11 protein-coding genes and 1 pseudogene are annotated in these 17,170 nt (G+C 63.7%); 5 read left to right on the top strand and 7 right to left on the bottom strand.

The window, feature by feature from the left end; genetic code table 11:
- Window positions 1-115 precede the first annotated feature (115 nt).
- The 4 genes from glgB to G3O01_RS41280 all read right to left on the bottom strand — a co-directional run bounded on the left by glgB (window position 116) and on the right by G3O01_RS41280 (window position 10,362).
- A complete protein-coding gene (gene glgB / locus G3O01_RS41295; RefSeq protein WP_205813247.1) occupies window positions 116-2,341 on the bottom strand; it encodes a 1,4-alpha-glucan branching protein GlgB in 2,226 nt (741 codons plus the stop codon).
- Entirely contained in the window at window positions 2,334-5,795 is a 3,462-nt protein-coding gene (treS, locus tag G3O01_RS41290; RefSeq protein ID WP_205813246.1) for a maltose alpha-D-glucosyltransferase, read from the bottom strand. The genes glgB and treS overlap by 8 nt, the downstream gene beginning before the upstream one ends.
- Entirely contained in the window at window positions 5,792-9,235 is a 3,444-nt protein-coding gene (locus G3O01_RS41285; RefSeq protein ID WP_205813245.1) for a maltotransferase domain-containing protein, read from the bottom strand. Before G3O01_RS41285 ends, treS begins: the two co-directional genes overlap by 4 nt.
- A 476-nt stretch (window positions 9,236-9,711) precedes the next feature.
- The gene (locus G3O01_RS41280) at window positions 9,712-10,362 is read right to left on the bottom strand and encodes a DUF1345 domain-containing protein (RefSeq protein ID WP_205813244.1); all 651 of its coding nucleotides are present in this window, start codon (window positions 10,360-10,362) and stop codon (window positions 9,712-9,714) included.
- Window positions 10,363-10,730: 368 nt separating this feature from the next.
- On the opposite strand from G3O01_RS41280, the gene G3O01_RS41275 reads away from it, so the two are divergent.
- From G3O01_RS41275 to G3O01_RS41260, 4 genes are all read left to right on the top strand, one after another.
- Window positions 10,731-11,384 (top strand): sugar dehydrogenase complex small subunit, encoded by a 654-nt coding sequence (locus G3O01_RS41275; protein WP_205813243.1) that lies wholly within the window; start codon window positions 10,731-10,733, stop codon window positions 11,382-11,384.
- Between the two features lie 87 nt (window positions 11,385-11,471).
- Complete coding sequence (locus tag G3O01_RS41270) at window positions 11,472-13,073, top strand: GMC family oxidoreductase (protein WP_205813242.1); 1,602 nt, start codon at window positions 11,472-11,474, stop codon at window positions 13,071-13,073.
- Window positions 13,074-13,080: 7 nt separating this feature from the next.
- On the top strand, window positions 13,081-14,517 hold the full coding sequence (locus G3O01_RS41265) for a cytochrome c (protein WP_205813241.1): 1,437 nt from the start codon (window positions 13,081-13,083) through the stop codon (window positions 14,515-14,517).
- 162 nt (window positions 14,518-14,679) lie between these two features.
- Window positions 14,680-15,417, top strand: coding sequence for a metallophosphoesterase (locus G3O01_RS41260; RefSeq protein WP_205813240.1), 738 nt, complete (start codon window positions 14,680-14,682; stop codon window positions 15,415-15,417).
- A gap of 13 nt (window positions 15,418-15,430) precedes the next feature.
- Here G3O01_RS41260 and G3O01_RS41255 read toward each other — a convergent pair whose 3' ends face one another.
- Both G3O01_RS41255 and G3O01_RS41250 read right to left on the bottom strand, forming a co-directional pair.
- A complete protein-coding gene (locus tag G3O01_RS41255) occupies window positions 15,431-16,132 on the bottom strand; it encodes an RES family NAD+ phosphorylase (protein ID WP_205813239.1) in 702 nt (233 codons plus the stop codon).
- Window positions 16,129-16,566, bottom strand: coding sequence for an MbcA/ParS/Xre antitoxin family protein (locus tag G3O01_RS41250; RefSeq protein ID WP_205813238.1), 438 nt, complete (start codon window positions 16,564-16,566; stop codon window positions 16,129-16,131). The genes G3O01_RS41255 and G3O01_RS41250 overlap by 4 nt, the downstream gene beginning before the upstream one ends.
- A 105-nt stretch (window positions 16,567-16,671) precedes the next feature.
- On the opposite strand from G3O01_RS41250, the gene G3O01_RS41245 reads away from it, so the two are divergent.
- Window positions 16,672-17,055 carry a hypothetical protein gene (locus G3O01_RS41245; protein WP_205813237.1) on the top strand — a complete coding sequence of 128 codons (384 nt, stop codon included), beginning with the start codon at window positions 16,672-16,674 and terminating at the stop codon, window positions 17,053-17,055.
- A gap of 14 nt (window positions 17,056-17,069) precedes the next feature.
- Here G3O01_RS41245 and G3O01_RS45470 read toward each other — a convergent pair.
- Window positions 17,070-17,170 (bottom strand): annotated as a pseudogene (locus G3O01_RS45470) (LysR family transcriptional regulator); the annotation flags it as partial.

Below are 17,170 nucleotides of genomic sequence, written 5' to 3'. Positions count from 1 at the left end.
ATCGCGGATGCCAGCGCAAACAAAAGGGCAACGCCTGAACCAGGCAAGACACCACGCGGATGCCAGCACAAACAAAAGCAACCCACCCCAACGTCGCAAGACAAAAAGCCAAACCTCAATCTGCCCTCACAACAACAGTCCCCAACGGCGGCAGCACTAAAGAAGCCGAATGCGGCCTCCCATGCGCCGCCACCTCATCGGTATAAATCACACCACCGTTTCCAACATTAGACCCACCATAAACCCCAGCATCGCTATTCAGAATCTCAACCCACCGCCCCGCCCTGGGCATCCCGATCCGATAACCATGCCGTGGCACCGGCGTAAAGTTGCAAACAGTCACCACCTCACGTCCCGCACCATCCACACGCCGCCAGGCAAACACCGAATTCCCGCTGTCGTCACCAATAATCCACTCAAACCCACCCGGCTCCGTATCGAGCCGATGCAATGCCGGTTCCTCGCGATACAGCCGGTTCAGATCACGCACAAGCCTCTGCACCCCATGATGCAATTCGTCGTCGAGCAAGTGCCAGTGCGGCGATCCATCATGATCGAACTCAGCCATCTGCCCGAACTCGCCGCCCATAAACATCAGCTTCTTCCCAGGATGCGTCCACATAAAAGCCAGATACGCGCGCAGATTCGCAAACTTCTGCCAACGGTCGCCGGGCATCTTGCCTAACAGCGATCCCTTGCCATGCACGACTTCATCGTGCGAAAGCGGCAACACGAATTTCTCCGAGTACGCATACACCATCGCGAACGTCATGTTGTGGTGATGCCAGCGTCGATTTATCGGGTCTTCGTGCATGTAATGCAGGGTGTCGTGCATCCAGCCCATGTTCCACTTGAACTGAAAACCGAGCCCGCCATCCTCGGTGCGCGCCGTCACGCCCGGCCATGCCGTCGATTCTTCCGCTATCGTGATCGCACCATGCACATCCGGCATGTGCTGCACTTCGTGATTCAGGCGCTTCAAAAACGCAATCGATTCGAGATTCTCGCGCCCGCCATAAATGTTCGGCACCCACTCGCCCGCCGCGCGCGAATAGTCGCGATACAGCATCGACGCCACGGCATCCACCCGCAAGCCATCGATGTGATAACGCTTCAGCCACGCCAGCGCCGATGCAATCAGGAACGCGCTCACCTCGTTGCGGCCGAGGTTGTAGATCATCGTGTTCCAGTCCTGGTGATAGCCCTCGCGCGGATCGGCATGCTCATATAAAGGTGTGCCGTCGAACTCGATCAGCCCGTGCGCATCGTTCGGAAAGTGCGCGGGCACCCAGTCGAGGATCACGCCGAGTCCCGCTTCGTGCGCGCGATTCACGAAATGCGCGAACTGCTCCGGCGTGCCGAAGCGCGCGGACGGCGCGAATTGCGACAGCGGCTGATAGCCCCACGATCCGCCGAACGGATGCTCGGCAATCGGCATGAACTCGATATGCGTGAAGCCCATTTCCTTCGCATACGGAATCAGGCGGTCCGCCAGTTCGGCCCAGTTCAAGCCGCGATGTCCTTCCTCAGCGATACGCAGCCACGACTCCGCATGCACCTCGTAGATCGAGATCGCGGATTGCGATGTCTGCTTTCCCGCGCGCGTCTGCATCCAGTCGCCGTCGGTCCACGGAAAACGCTCGACCTCATCGACATGCGCGACGATCGACGCCGTCGCGGGCGGCTTCTCCGTCTGCATCGCGCAAGGGTCGGCCTTCAGGGGCAGCGGATGGCCGTCGCGCGTCAGCATCTCGTACTTGTAGCGCGTGCCCGCGCCGATGCGCGGCACGAACAGTTCCCACACGCCCGCCTGATGACGCATCCGCATCGGATGCCGACGGCCGTCCCATGAATTGAAGTCGCCCACCACCGACACGCGCCGCGCATTCGGCGCCCACACAGCGAAGCGCACGCCCGGCACGCCATCCACGGTGTATGGCCGCGAGCCGAGGCATTCGAGCACCGCATACGGATCGCCCCACGCGACGCGCTGCAACGGTTCATCGCCGAGTACCGGGCCGAATGAATACGTGTCCTCGATTTCCTGAACGGACCCATGCCAGTCGATCCGCAAGCGATACGGCACGGCTTCGCTGACGGGCCCCGCGAACAGGCCACCCGGATGCAGTTGCTCCAGTTCGCCGAGCAGTTTGCCGCTGTCGCGCGCAATCACCGACACGCGCGCCGCGTTCGGCAGCATCACGCGTACGACGGGACCGGCGCTCGTCTCATGCATGCCGAGTTGCGAAAACGGATCGTGATGACGTGCATCGACGAGCGCATCCAGGTCCCCGCGATAGAGACCCGCTGCCTCAAGTTGAACGTTGTGGTGCTCACTCATAATCACCCTCTGATGCTGCAGGAGGCGCCGAAGCAGCCGCGGGCGAATGGGGCGCCGCGCCCGTGTCGCCGAGCAGGCGGCTCGTCAGCGCCGCGAGCCCGCGCACCGGCAAGCCGAGCCATGTCGGCCGGTTGGCTGCTTCATAGCGGATTTCATAGGCCGCCTTCTCGATCAGGAACAGATCGAGCAACGCCTGTTCGTTTTCCGGCGAGACGAGCGGCTGCGCGGCCGCTTGCGTCGCCGCGCGATACTCGCCGAGGAATGCTTCGGCGGCGGCGGCGCGGAAGCGCTCGAACAGCGCGCGTTTGCGGTCGGCCGTCATTTGCGGCGCGGCTTCCATCGTCGACTGCGCGGCGGCGCTCGCATACGACAGCGAACGCAGCAGGCCCGCGACATCGCGCAGCGGACTCGACTTCGCACGCCGCTCTTCGAGTTCGCGCGCCGGTTCGCCTTCGAAGTCGATCAGGAACGCGTCGCCTTGCGCGACCAGCACCTGGCCCAGATGGAAGTCGCCATGAATGCGCGTGCGCAGCGCATGCGCGTCGGGCTTCACCAGCTTCGAGACGGCTTCGACCAGCTTGTCCTTGCGATCGAGAATGCTGTGCCCGAGCAGCGCGGCATCGTCGCCGAGATGATCGACGTTCTTTTCGAGCAGTTCGAGCGCGGTGGCAAGCAGCTTCTGCGTGCCGTCGATCCACGCCTGCACCTGCTTGCTATCGGCAGGTTCGGGGTTGAACGCCGGGTTGTCCGAAGGCGTCGAGAGCGCGACATGCAGCTCGCCCAGCCGCTTGCCGATGATGCCCATATACGACGCGTAGCCTTCGATCGCTTCTTCCTCGTTCACGCGATCCTGGTTCGCCTGGTTCTCGTTGTTCGCGCCATCGCCGACCAGCGCGAGTTCGTCGATCGAGCGGCGCAGCGTATCGAGCGCCCAGTTCCACGCGTCGCCCTGGTTATCGACGAAGCCTTGCAGGATGCACAGCGTATGCGGCACGTTCTCGGGATCGACGCGCACCACTTCGCCATACAGCGGCGCGGTGTTCGCGTAGCCAAGCTGCGTCAGATAGCGGCTCATTTCGGCTTCGGGGTGCATGCCCTTCAGCAGACGCCGCACGAGCTTCAGCACGACCTTGTCCGCGATCACGAGCGAACTGTTGCTTTGTTCGGCTGCGAGCCAGCGCACTTCCGGCTGATCGCCGAGATCGAGTTCGTCGAAACGATCGGTCGGAATGAAATGAATCGTGCTCTTTTGCACAGTTGGCACGGCCGCGCGCTCGTGCAGCTTTCGCAGCGTGCCATAAGCGAATTGCGGCAACGCGAACGCATCCGTCAGATGGCCAACGGTGCGCCCACGACGCACGCGGGCGAGTGCGAGTTGCATGAAGAGCGGCGTGGTCGTGTCGGCGCCCCATGTGATCGCGAGCGGCAGCACATAACGTTCGGTGTGGTTGCCGACGTCCGCTTCAATTTCCGTGAACGCGAAGCCGGCTTCGGGAATCGTCGTCAGCGCGGCGAGACGCACGGCGTGCATCTTCTGATCCTTCGATGCAAACCAGCGGCGGCGTCCCAGCCACGACGGCAGCACTTCCGATTCGAGCAGCCGCACATTCTCCGGCGTCGGGCCGCCTTGGCCTTCGCGAATCACAATGGTGACGAAATCGGGCAGCGGCTCGGACGGCGCCTGGCTCCATGTCGGACGGCCGCCGCCTTCGCAAAGCAGGAACCACAAGAAGCCATACGGCGGGAACGTCAGCAGATACGTGAGTTGCCCGATGCGCGGAAACACCGAGTCCGCCGTCATTTCAATCGGCACCGCGCCGTTGAATTCGGACAGATCGAGTTCGACCGCCTGCGGTGCGCGCGACAGGTTCGCCACACACAGAATAGGCGCCTCGCCCGGCAGCTCGCGCAGATACGCAAGAATCTTGCGATTGCTCGGCTTCAGGAAGCGGATCGTGCCGCGTCCGAACGCGTGCTTTGCGCGGCGCGTCGCAAGCATGCGGCGCGTCCAGTTGAGCAGCGAGTGCGGGTCGCGCGTTTGCGCTTCGACATTCACGGCATCGAAGCCGTACAGCGCGCCCATCACGGGCGGTAGCACAAGCTGTTCAGGATCGGCGCGCGAGAAACCGCCGTTCCTGTCCGACGACCATTGCATTGGCGTGCGCACGCCGTCGCGATCGCCGAGGTGAATGTTGTCGCCCATGCCCAACTCGTCGCCGTAGTAGATCACCGGCGTGCCCGGCATCGACAGCAGCAGCGAATTGATCAGTTCGATGCGGCGGCGGTCGCGCTCCATCAGCGGCGCGAGCCGGCGGCGAATGCCCAGGTTCAAACGCGCGCGCCGGTCGCTCGCGTACGTATTCCACAGGTAGTCGCGCTCGGAGTCCGTGACCATTTCGAGCGTCAGTTCATCGTGATTGCGCAGGAAAATCGCCCATTGATTCGACGGCGCGAGATCCGGCGTCTGCTTCATGATGTCGGTGATCGGGAAGCGGTCTTCGGTCGCGATCGACATGTAGATGCGCGGCATCAGCGGGAAGTGGAACGCCATATGGCATTCGTCTTCGTTGCCGAAGTATTCCTGCACGTCTTCCGGCCACTGGTTCGCTTCGGCGAGCAGCATCCGGTTCGGATACTCGGCGTCGATGGCGGCGCGTATCTTCTTCAGGATTGCATGCGTTTCCGGCAGGTTCTCGTTGTTCGTGCCTTCGCGTTCGACGAGATAGGGCACGGCATCCAGCCGCAGACCGTCGATACCCATGTCGAGCCAGAAGCGCATCACCTGCAGCACTTCGCGCATCACGGCAGGGTTGTCGAAGTTCAGATCAGGCTGGTGCGAATAGAAGCGGTGCCAGTAGTATTGCCCCGCAACGGGATCGTGCGTCCAGTTCGATGGTTCCGTGTCGATGAAGATGATGCGCGTCTTCTCGTACTTCTTGTCCGTGTCGGACCACACGTAGTAGTTGCGATGATTCGAGCCGGGCTTCGCGCGGCGCGCGCGCTGGAACCACGGGTGCTGATCCGACGTATGGTTGATGACGAGTTCGGTAATCACGCGCAGGCCGCGCGCGTGCGCTTCCTGAATGAAGCGTTTGACGTCGGCGAGCGACCCGTAGTCCGGGTGGACGCTGCGATAGTCCGCGATGTCGTAGCCATCGTCGCGGCGCGGTGACGGATAGAACGGCAACAGCCAGATCGCGCTCACGCCGAGTTCCGCGATGTAGTCGAGCTTCGCGATCAGGCCGGGGAAATCGCCCACACCGTCGTTGTTCGCATCGAAGAACGACTTGATGTGCACCTGATAGATGATCGCGTCCTTGTACCAGAGCGGATCATCGGACAACGTCGACGTCTTGCCGCGGCGCGATGTGCGCGGCTTCGACGGCGCGGCCTCGGCTGTCGGGTCGGTGAAATGCGCCTGCGACGTGCTTTCGGCGGGATCGTCACGTTTCATATCGCACCTTCGTTGAAAGTGGTTTCCTGAGCGGCCCGATGCGCGTCGGCTTCATCGGGCACGGGCTCGCGCGGCAGGCCGCCCGCGGGCGCAATGCGCCAGATCGCGAAGGGCCGCGTGCCGGGATCGAGCCGCACGTGTTGCCATCTGCCTTGCCATTGAAACCGCTCGCCTGTCATCTGGTCGATCACGTCGATGGTTCCGTGATCGGGCAGTCCCCAGCGGTTGAACGTTCCCCACGACAGCTCGATATCCGCGCCCTGCTCGTTGTACGGATCGAGATTGATCGCGACGACGATCACGTTGTCGCGCGCATCCGTGGCCTTCTCGAAGAACAGAATGCTCTCGTTGTGCGCGGGCAGGAACGTGAGATTCAGATGCGAGTGCAGCGCCGGGTTCGTGCGGCGAATACGGTTCAGCTCGGTGATCTCGCGCACGATATTGCCGGGCCGGTTCCAGTCCCACGCGCGGATCTGATACTTCTCCGAATCCAGATACTCTTCGCTGTTCGGCAGCGCTGCCGCTTCGCAGAGTTCGAAGCCGCTATACACGCCCCACAGGCCTGAGAGCATCGTGGCAAGCGCGGCACGGATCAGAAAGCCCGGACGTCCCTGCGCCTGCAGATGCCGCGGGTTGATATCCGGCGTATTGACGAAGAAGTTCGGCCGGAAAGATTCGCGCAGATCGGTCTGCGTGAGTTGCGTCAGATACTCGGTGAAATCGCGCTTCGATTCGCGCCATGTGAAGTACGTGTACGACTGCGAGAAACCGAGCTTCGCAAGACGCGCCATCACACGCGGACGCGTGAACGCTTCCGCAAGGAAGATCACGTCGGGATGCCGTGCACGCACGTCGTTGATCATCCACTCCCAGAACGGGAAGGGCTTCGTGTGCGGATTGTCGACGCGGAAAATGCGCACGCCCGCGTCGATCCAGAACAGGATCACGTCACGCAGCGAAAGCCACAACTCGGGTTTCGCGTCGCGCGCGTAGAAGTCCGGGTTCACGATGTCCTGATACTTCTTCGGCGGATTCTCCGCGTAGCGCAGCGTGCCGTCGGGACGCCAGGCGAACCACGTCGGATGCTGCCTGAGCCACGGGTGATCGGGCGAACATTGAATCGCGAAATCGAGCGCGATTTCGAGGCCGTGATCGTGCGCGGCGGCGAGCATGCGCTTGAAGTCGTCGAGCGTGCCGAGCTGCGGATGCACCGCATCGTGGCCGCCCGCTTCGCCGCCGATCGCATAGGGACTGCCTACATCATCCGGGCCGGGCGTCAGCGTGTTGTTGCGGCCTTTACGGTTGGCCACGCCGATAGGGTGAATCGGCGGGAAGTACAGCACGTCGAAACCCATGTCGCGGATGCGCGGCAATTTGCCGATCACGTCGTCGAAGTTGCCGTGACGATGTTCGTCGTCGCTCATCGAGCGCGGGAATATCTCGTACCAGCTGGCAAAGCGCGCGCCCGCGCGTTCCGAGTCGATGCGATACACGATCGGGTCGCGCGACAAGCCCGGACGATGACGCGCGGCGGCGAACGCTGTGGCCGTAGTCGGCGCGAGCACGATCGCGAGGCGTTCGCCCGTATCGGCCTTCATGAACTCCTTGACGATCGTTTCGAGCTGCTGCCGCTCCGAACCTTCGACCGTTTCGGTTTCGGCCAGCGCGAGCGCGAACAGATGCTTCGCCTCTTCGACTTCGAGATCGACGGATTGCTCGGCCTTCAGCTTCTTCTGCATGTGATCGACGAGCGACGCGAAATCGTCGCGCCAGGCGATCACCGTGTATTCGTGACGTCCGACCCGTTCGAGCGGAATGCGCGCTTCCCAGATGTCGTTGCCGGCGGGCTGCGCGGGCGTCATCGGCGTTTCGTGCCAGGCGGTTTCGTCGGCGGCGCGCCAGATCACGGCGGCGGCGATCTTGTCGTGCCCTTCGGCGAACACCGCCGCTGTGATGTGCACGCGCTCGCCGACGATACGCTTGGCAGGAAAGCGCCCGTGATCGACGGCAGGCGACACGCTTTCGATCGCCACACGCGAGGCCGCAATCGCATCGAGCACGCTCTTGTGGCCTGAAGTCTTGCTCTTCTCTTTGTCGATGGGCGGCGCGAGCACGACGGGTTTTTCGGCAACCGCCCGGAACAGCCGGCACGCGCCCGGCGCGAGCGTGAATGCCGCGAGCGGCTGCGGCGCGCCGCGCGAGTCCGTGCCGAGCGGCACGAAACGCGTGAAGCTGCCCGGCACGCCGTCGAGAAAGCGCGTAGGGTCGACGCGCACGGGCGTACCCAGTTCAGGATTGATTGCGATCATCACGGCTTCACCGGCGTCGCGCAGATCGTGTTCGTCGCCGCGCAGCAGGATGGCGGCGTGCGTGTCCGGGCCGTAGAGCGAGCGCAGTTCGCCATTCGTTTGCAACGACCATGTATCGCGCGCAATCGCGTTCGCGTGACGCACGCGCTCGGACAGATCGAAGCGCGCGCCGTTGCGCAGGTCCGCGTAATGGTCGGCGTTACCGAGCGTGTGCGAGATCGGCTCGGCGATGCCATATTCGAAGCCCATCGGCATCATCCAGCCGGTGCCCGTCGATACAGCCGTGAACAACGCACGCCGATACGCACGCTCGACGATCGCGGAATCGTGCACTTGTTCCAGGTCTGCCGCGAGGCGCGTGCCGTATGGCGCTTCGGGAAACGCGACGGGCGAGCCGATGCGCATCAGCATCGCGTGTTCGTCGAGCATCCACGGCGCGCGGAAGTCCCACCAGCGCGACGACGTGAACACGGCGTCGAAGCCCACCTGTTCGAGTGCGACAACGTCCGCGCGATTGAGTCCTGGCGTCGCGGCGAGAAAGCGCGTCGACGGATGGCGCGACGCGCGCACGGCATCCTGCAGCCGCCGCCAGCCAAACACCGGCACGCGATGCGGCGAATCGAATCGGAATCCGCCGATGCCCGTATCCGCGAGCGCATCGAGCGTATTCGCCCACCAGTCGAGCAGCGGCGCGGCCACGTGCTCGTTGTCGAAGTTCGCATACGCGACGTTGTCTTCATGACGCGCATGCCGCGGATCGAGCCGCGCTTCTTCGGGCTCGAACGGATGAAACCAGTCGCGATGCTCGCGATACAGCTGGCCATCGGCGGCGGCGCGGTCGATCACGAGATCTACGAGCAAGGTCAGTCCATGCTGGCCCGCTATTTCCGTGAGACGCTGCAGCACTTCGTGCGCGCTCTGCCCAGCGCCGAGCGCGGGATGCAACCGCGCATGATCGCTGACGATCTGCGCGTGCCCGGCCTGGCCCGGCTGGAACAGCCCGCCGATCAGCACATGATCGAAACCGAGCTGCGCGGCATGCTCGAACTGCGCGGGCCACGCTTCCAGCCGTCCGACGAGGGGAGAATGAACGAAGTAAATCCGCGGCGCATAGGCGTGAGGAGCTTCCATCGGTCGTTTCCAGATTTCGTCCTGCTTTGCGGCGTGGATGCACCCTGGTGCGATCACGACCGCCTATTAGGCTTCAGAGCCGGATGCCGCGCGATGCGTCCTGCGACGGCGCGTACTGCTCAATGTAGTGCATTGATCGACATGCGGCGCGTCAGTTCAATGAGATGTCGACGGCGCTTCATGCCACTGGTCCAGCAACCAGACGACAGGCGGTTATTCAGCAAGCGCTATGCCAGAAAGCAGTACAGCAAAAGAACGGCTGAAACGGAGAGATGCGTGCAACGACGGCGGGCGTTGCCTGATGCGGCACGATCAGACGGATGCGGGCGCAGCGTCGTTCATACGAATGGCGCTGCGAAACGGGAGGAAGACGTGTAATTCGGGTGTGTCGCCAGGCGGCCGTTACATGGCATGTTGCCATACTCGCGTGTGCACCACAGCAAAGCGCGCGAGTTACGCGGTGCACTGCACGTACGTTACGAACCTAGCAGACCTGCCGCCATATTGATGCATAGCCCGAGCACGGCGAGATTGAAGTAGAACGACAGCACCGATTGCGCGAGTGCCGCGCGGCGTACCTCGCGTGAGCGCAGCACGACGTCCGATGTCTGCGAAGCGACCGCGATCGTGAACGAGAAATACAGGAAGTCCCAATAGTTCGGGTCGAGCTTGTGATCGGGAAACTTCAACGCGGTTTCCGGTGTATCCGCTGCGAAGTGCATGCGCGCATAGTGCAGCGTGAAGATGGTCGGTATCAGGAACCATGCGCCGATCAGCGTGACGCCCGTGACGATGTAGTGCGACACGCCCGTGCTGCCTTTCGACTGTGCCAGTTCCAGCACGATGGCGGCCACGCTCGCGACCGTCGCAAGGCAGACGATGGCGAGCACGACGCCCGCGTTCTCGTCCTCGCGCTGCGCGATCTCGCGCACGCGGTCATGATCGGCGCGCGCCATCTCGAACCACATCAGCGCGAGATACGTCCACACGGCGACATCCCATGAGACGAGCACGCGAATCATCGGGCGCATGTGCGCGCCTGCCAGCAGCACGGCGATCACGATGCCCAGTACGAGGCCCGCTACCATGCGCGGGCGATTGCGCAATACCTGCGGATAGACGCTCATGGGCGCGCGCTCCTGACAGCGAGGTGTGACAAGGGTATGTCGCGAAGCGACTGCGAAGGTTGCGGCGATTCTACGTGGGTGTGGGTATGCGGCATGATTTGTCGAAACGGGTACCGGGACGTTATAGTTTTCCCGCAGTTTTGCTCAGTGGCCTTGCATGCGGCTTTCATCCGTCGTTGCGTTCTCGCGCGCAGCGGCCGGTGTGCGTGCAACGACGGCAGTTTTCGTGCCGCGCGCCCGATCATCAGAGACCGCGAGACAGCGGCGCAAGACCAGTTTTGGGGCGGACGCCCGGCGTGCCTGCATGGTTCGGCCAATAGCCGGACGCGGCGCGCGCCGGTCGAATACAAACATCATCTGGATCCCCCATGACAGATGTTGATCGACACGCTGCGCGTACCGATGCCGCGCTCGTCCGCATGGCCGCTCGCAAGGCGGCGCGGGCGGCGGCCATCGACGCAGCGCCAGCCAGCGTGCCATCGGGCGACGCGCGCTCGCCGCGCCGCCGTGCGTGGCTGCTCGGCGCGTTCGCTTCGGCTGCCGGCCTTGCGTTTGCGTCGGCGGCACGTTATGGCGCGGTGCCCGGCATCGCGTCAGCCTTTGCCGACACGCTGCCGCCCGCAGGCGGCGGAATCGATGCCTTCCTCGCGCTGTCCGGCAGGCTCACGGGACATACCAGCTTCGACCCGGTGCACGGCAAGCGCGCGTATGACGCACTGTCGCGCGCGGACAGCCAGTTCGCGCAGAACGTCGCCGCGCTCAACACGTGGCTGCATACGCATGGCGGCGTGCCGTCCGATATCGTCACGCAGGCCTTGCAGGCCGAGCAGCCGCATCTCGCGAATACCGTCAGCGCGATCACGCGCGCCTGGTATCTCGGGCTCGTCGGCGATATGCCCAATGTGCAGGTGATTGCGTACGAGCGCGCACTGATGTTCGAACCGGTCAAGGACATCCTGACCATACCGTCGTACTGTCGCGATGTGCCGTTCTACTGGACACACAAGCCAACCGATGCGTAAGCCGCCGCGCAGGTGACAGTGCTTTCGAAAGCACCCGGGCGCGGACATAAGCCAGCAGACAAATAAGAGGGCACCGAAGAGGCAAGCATGGCAAACGCACATTCCGCCGACGTCGTCGTAGTCGGTTCGGGCGTGGCGGGCAGTCTCGTCGCGCACCAGATGGCGCTCGCAGGCGCCTCGGTGATCCTGCTCGAAGCCGGGCCGCGCCTGCAGCGCGGGCAGATCGTCGAGAACTTCCGCAATTCGCCCGCGAAAGCGGACTTCGCGACGCCTTATCCGTCTACGCCTTATGCGCCGCATCCGCAGTACACGCCTGCCAACAGCTATCTGATCCAGAAGGGGGACTATCCGTACAACTCGCAGTATCTGCGGCTCGTCGGCGGCACGACCTGGCATTGGGCCGCCGCGACGTGGCGCCTGCTGCCGTCGGACTTTCAACTGAAGAAGCTGTACGGCGTGGGCCGCGACTGGCCTTATCCGTATGAAACGCTCGAGCCGTGGTACTACGCGGCCGAAGTGCAACTGGGCGTGTCCGGTCCCGATGCTTCCGTCGATCTCGGTTCGCCGCGCTCGAAGCCTTATCCGATGGCGGCGCTGCCGTTGTCGTACATGGATCAGCGCTTCTCCACGGTGCTCAACGCGAACGGCTTCAAGGTCGTGCCTGAGCCCGTCGCGCGCAACAGCCGTCCGTATGACGCGCGTCCGACCTGCTGCGGCAACAACAACTGCATGCCGATCTGCCCGATTGGCGCGATGTACAACGGCATCGTGCATGTCGACAAGGCCGGACGCGCGGGCGCGAAGCTGATCGCGCAGGCGGTCGTCTACCGGATCGAGGCCGACAACAAGGGCCTCGTCACGGCCGTTCACTACAAGGATCCGAACGGCAACAGCACGCGCGTGACGGGCAAGCTGTTCGTGCTTGCGGCCAACGGCATCGAGACGCCGAAGCTGATGCTGATGTCGACGTCAGATCAATTCCCGCATGGCGTCGGCAACAGCTCCGATCAGGTCGGTCGAAACCTGATGGACCATCCCGGCACGGGCGTCTCGTTTCTCGCCAACGAATCGCTGTGGCCGGGACGCGGGCCGATGGAGATGACGTCGGTGGTGAACTTCCGCGACGGCGCGTTCCGCTCGGAGTACGCGGCGAAGAAGCTGCATGTGTCGAACGGCGTGCCGACGATGGCGATCACCGCAGCGCTGCTCAAAAGCGGGCTGACGGGCGCCGAGATCGACCGGCAGATTCGCGGCCGCGCCGCGCGCATGGTCACCATCAACAGCTTTCACGAACATCTGCCCGAACCGCAGAACCGCATCGTGCCTTCCGCCGATCACAAGGATTCGCTCGGCATCGCACAGCCTGAAATCTATTACTCGATCAACGATTACGTGAAAAAAAGCGCCGCACACACGCATGAGCTTTACGCGCAGATCGCCGGACTGTTCGGCGGCACCGAGATTGCGTTCGACGATACCTTCGCGCCGAACAACCACATCATGGGCACGACGATCATGGGCAGCCATGCCGCCGATTCCGTCGTCGATGCCGACTGCCGCACGCACGATCACCCGAATCTGTTTATCGCCAGCAGCGGTGTGATGCCGGGCGCGGCGTCGGTGAACTGCACGCTGACGATCGCGGCGCTGTCGCTGAAGCTCGCCGACAAGCTCAAGCGCGAAATCTGACATGCACATGAAACGATCCGACCGACACGGCGGCAATCTCGATGCGACCGTTTTCTCGGCGAGCCGGCGCGCGGCGCTCAAAAGCCGCCGGCGCGTGTGGAAAATGGCGGCGCTGGCGGCGGCGTTCTCGCTGTTCGCGCTGTATCTCGCGTGGCTCGAGGCGTATGACGCCGAGCCGCATCACAACGACGAATCGCCGCTTGGCGAGGCCGTCGCGCAGGCGAGTGCTCCCGCGAACGGCGTGGCGGGCCCGGGCCCCGATCTCGTCAGGCGCGGCGAGTATCTGGCACGCGCGGGCGATTGCATCGCCTGCCATACGTCGGACAAGGGCCGCCCGTTTGCGGGCGGTCTCGCGATCAGCACGCCGTTCGGCACGATCTTTACGCCGAACATCACGCCCGACCCCGACACGGGCATCGGCCGCTGGACGGACGCCGATTTTCTGCGCGCGATGCACGAAGGCATCCGCAAGGACGGGCAGCGGCTCTATCCGGCGTTCCCGTATGTCGAGTACACGAAGGTCACCGATCAGGACGTGCAGGCTATTCGCGCGTATCTGAACACGGTCGTGCCCGTGCGCTACACGCCGCCGCCGAACGACCTGCGCTTTCCGTTCAACCAGCGCTGGCTGATGATCTTCTGGAACCTGTTCAACTTCGACGAGGGCCGCTTCGTGCCCAACCCGAAGCAGAGCGCCGAATGGAATCGCGGCGCGTATCTGGTCGAAGGGCTCGCGCATTGCGGCGAATGCCATACGCCGCGCAACTTCACGCAGGGCCTCAAGACCAGCGAACGCCTGTCGGGCGCGATCCAGGCCGGCTGGCACGCGTACAACATCACGCCGCACAAGACGAGCGGGATCGGCGAGTGGTCGGATCAGGAGATCGTTGACTATCTGTCGACGGGCATCGCGCAAGGGCGCGCGAATGCAGCCGGGCCGATGGCCGACGTCGTATCGGACAGCACCCAGTATCTGAACCGCGAAGACCTGCGCTCGATTGCGACGTATCTGCACTCGCTCAAGCCCGTCGATCGCGGCGAGCCGCGTGCACGCGCCGCATGGGGTTCGCCCGCGAGCGACGCTATAGCTTTACGCGGCGTGCGCATGGACGGCGTGAACGGCGCGCAGCTGTTCCTCGCGAACTGCGCGAGCTGCCATCACTGGACGGGCGAAGGCGTCGGCGCGAGTGCGCCGGGCGCGTATCCGTCGCTGATACATAACAGCGTCGCGGGCGCCGGCGACGCGAACAATCTGACGATGGTGATCCTGCACGGCGTGCGCCGCACGACGAAAGACGCCGACGTGCTGATGCCCGCGTTCGACGGCGAACTGAGCGATGCGCAGATCGCCGCGCTCACGAACTATGTGACGAAGCAGTTCGGCAATCCGCAATCGACGGTGAGTGTGGAGGACGTAGGGCGGCTGCGCGCGATACCGCAGTGAGCGTGGTGCCCGTGTTTGCATAGCGTATCTGCGAAAGGTTCGCAGAAATGCATGCGCCACGCATGCAAATCGCTGCGACGAGCGCGAATCTTGCTGGGGAAAGGCGTACGAACGCGAGTTGCCGCGCATACAAGGCTTGCGCGCTGGCACTATTATGGTGTCATGGATGCCACTCTTGTCACTGTCGTCGAACATCATCCCGCCAACCATGCAGGACGCGACTTCGTCGTCGGCGATCTGCACGGCTGTGTCGATGCGTTGCGCTTCCTGTTGCGCGAGGTCGAGTTCGATCCGACGCGCGACCGGCTGTTTTCCGTCGGCGATCTCGTCGATCGCGGCTCGCAATCGGAAGAGGCGTTGGCGCTGCTCGACAAACCCTGGTTCCATGCCGTGCTCGGCAATCACGAAGACACGTTGTGTGCCGTGGCCGAAGGCAAGCTGAAGAAGCAGTGGTGGTATGGAATCGGCGGGCTGTGGAGCGCGCATGTGTCGATCGAAAGGCTGCGCGCGTATTCGCAACGTCTGCGCGCGCTGCCGCTCGTGCGCGTGATCGGCTCGGGTAGAGAGCGCTTCAACGTGCTGCACGCGGAGTTTCTCGGCACGGACGCCGAACTCGACGCCGACAATTTTTCCGACGAAGTTCGACAGCAATTGCTGTGGGGCCGCGCCCTCGCGATGGGTTCGGCCGATCCGATGCGCCAGCTCGGACTGTCGCTGACCTACTGCGGCCATACGCCCGTGCGCGAGGTGCAGCAGATCGGCGCGCAGGTGTTCGTCGATACGGGCGCCTTCGGTCCCGGCGGCAAGCTGACGATCGTCGAGGCGCGCACGACGAAGCGCTGGTCGGTGACGAACGACCTGGCGCGCTCGGTCGGCGCGTCGGCGCTGGCTTTGCCCTGAAGCGCCAGCGCCTTTATCCCACCTGATTCAGTTCGAAGACGATATCGACGGCGCTGCCGTTCCAGTTGTATTCCAGATACGCCGCGTGATGGCAGTCGCGCAGCAGCGTCGTCTTGAACGCGGCGAGACATTCGCCGCCTGCATCCCTTACCGACGGATACACGATGCCAGGCGCGCCCGCTTCGCGCGCGGCGCGGCCGAGCGCCTGGCCGGGCGTGTAGTCGTTCGGCGACAGCACGGACGGATCGACGGCATCCGCGCCGCAAAGATCCACCACGTCGCCGTGTGCGATCACCGTGTAGAGGCGCATCTGCTGGCGCATCGGCGGCTCCTGCGTGGCGGCCAGAAAGAGGCCCGAGTGATAGCGCGTTTCGGCGATGGCGGTTTCGCGTGAACGGGCGCAATAGAACACGCCATAAGTGCCGTCCGAGAAGCGGCTGCCTTGAGGATTCAGATGCGTGAGCGCCGCCATGATCGGCCCATAGCCCGGGCCGAAGCGCCGTTCTTCGCGCGGCACGAGATCGAGATCGCCGACTTCGGTGCGCACGCGGTCGTTAGTCATCGCTTCGAGCGCGTAGAGCGCCTCGAAGTCTTCCGGCGACGCAACGCGGTCGAACAGATTGACAGCGGGAAAGCGCGTGGGAATCACGCGGAACGCGGGTGTCCAGGCGAGATCGGCTACTCGCCAGCGGTCTTGCCATTGTGGTTCAGTCACGCCCAGCCGCCTCGCATTGCATCGAGATACTGGCGCACGGCCACGAGATCGCTGATGTTGCCCGCCAGCATACGGTCGAGCGCGCGGCGGCCGCCGAACGGCGGCGCACTGTTGGGGCGCTTGATCCACGTGTCGGCGGCGGCGGGTTGCGGCAGCAGGATTTGCAGCGCCTTATAGATGCCGAGCAGCAGCGACAGCCGCTCCAGCGTATCGCGGCCGAGACGTGCGGATTGCGGGGTCTTTTTCCACTGGAAGAACGTCGAGCGGCCCGGCGAGCCGAGCAAAACGATCTGCTCTTCAGTGCTCAATTCCCAGTCGCTGGCGATGTTGAAGAATGCGCGCAGGCCGGCGGCGGACATGTCCGCCGCGGAAGGCTCGGCGGGCGGTCGTCGCAGCGGTCGTTCAGCGCTCGAATAGTGGGCGGCGGAAGACATGATCGGAGTCCTGAGTTGAACTTTTTTCACATATTAGTCTATATGTGGATTAATGCAAGTACGCCTGTATAATCCGCGCCTGGGTTTTTATGCAGGGAGACGGCGGTGCTGCTGCGTTCGAAGTTGTGGGTGACGGTTGGTTTGCTGTGCGTGTCGATGGCGGCACGCGCCGAGTACAAGGAAGTGTGGAATCCGCCGGAGGCTTCGCAAAAGGTTCGGCACGTCGGGCATGCGAAGCCGGTTGCAGTGGGCGCCGCGAAGAAGGGCAATCACACGAAGCCCGCGCCGCATGTGAAGCCCGTTGCTTCGTCCGGCACGAAACCGAAGGCCAAAGCGGCGCATGTGGCTGCAGCCGTCAAATCGCCGCCCGCGGCTGCTCATGCGAAACACGTCGAAGCGGCCGCGAAGCCTCGCCAGGCGGCGCAGAGCAACGCGCCGCAAGCCGTCGGCGCCCAGCCGCCGCGCGAGCTTCCGCCCATCCTCCACTGATTCCCGCTAGCGCTTCACTGCGCGATCAACCCGTTCGTGACGAGCTTCAACGATTCGATCGAACGCGGATCGCGCACGCGTGAATGCAATGTGACGCGCGATTCCGGCAGCGGCA

It is taken from the genome of Burkholderia sp. Ac-20365, from assembly GCF_017104715.1.
In the GTDB taxonomy this organism is placed as follows: Bacteria; Pseudomonadota; Gammaproteobacteria; order Burkholderiales; family Burkholderiaceae; genus Paraburkholderia.
Note: the sequence above shows the minus strand (reverse complement) of the source record. Positions and strands in the feature narration are given on the sequence as shown.

Excerpts from the sequence above, each read along its gene's own strand:
- glgB (WP_205813247.1), bottom strand. The coding sequence starts at position 2,341 with ATGAGTGAGCACCACAACGTTCAACTTGAGGCAGCGGGTCTCTATCGC.
- treS (WP_205813246.1), bottom strand. The coding sequence starts at position 5,795 with ATGAAACGTGACGATCCCGCCGAAAGCACGTCGCAGGCGCATTTCACC.
- G3O01_RS41285 (WP_205813245.1), bottom strand. The coding sequence starts at position 9,235 with ATGGAAGCTCCTCACGCCTATGCGCCGCGGATTTACTTCGTTCATTCT.
- G3O01_RS41280 (WP_205813244.1), bottom strand. The coding sequence starts at position 10,362 with ATGAGCGTCTATCCGCAGGTATTGCGCAATCGCCCGCGCATGGTAGCG.
- G3O01_RS41275 (WP_205813243.1), top strand. The coding sequence starts at position 10,731 with ATGACAGATGTTGATCGACACGCTGCGCGTACCGATGCCGCGCTCGTC.
- G3O01_RS41270 (WP_205813242.1), top strand. The coding sequence starts at position 11,472 with ATGGCAAACGCACATTCCGCCGACGTCGTCGTAGTCGGTTCGGGCGTG.
- G3O01_RS41265 (WP_205813241.1), top strand. The coding sequence starts at position 13,081 with ATGAAACGATCCGACCGACACGGCGGCAATCTCGATGCGACCGTTTTC.
- G3O01_RS41260 (WP_205813240.1), top strand. The coding sequence starts at position 14,680 with ATGGATGCCACTCTTGTCACTGTCGTCGAACATCATCCCGCCAACCAT.
- G3O01_RS41250 (WP_205813238.1), bottom strand. The coding sequence starts at position 16,566 with ATGTCTTCCGCCGCCCACTATTCGAGCGCTGAACGACCGCTGCGACGA.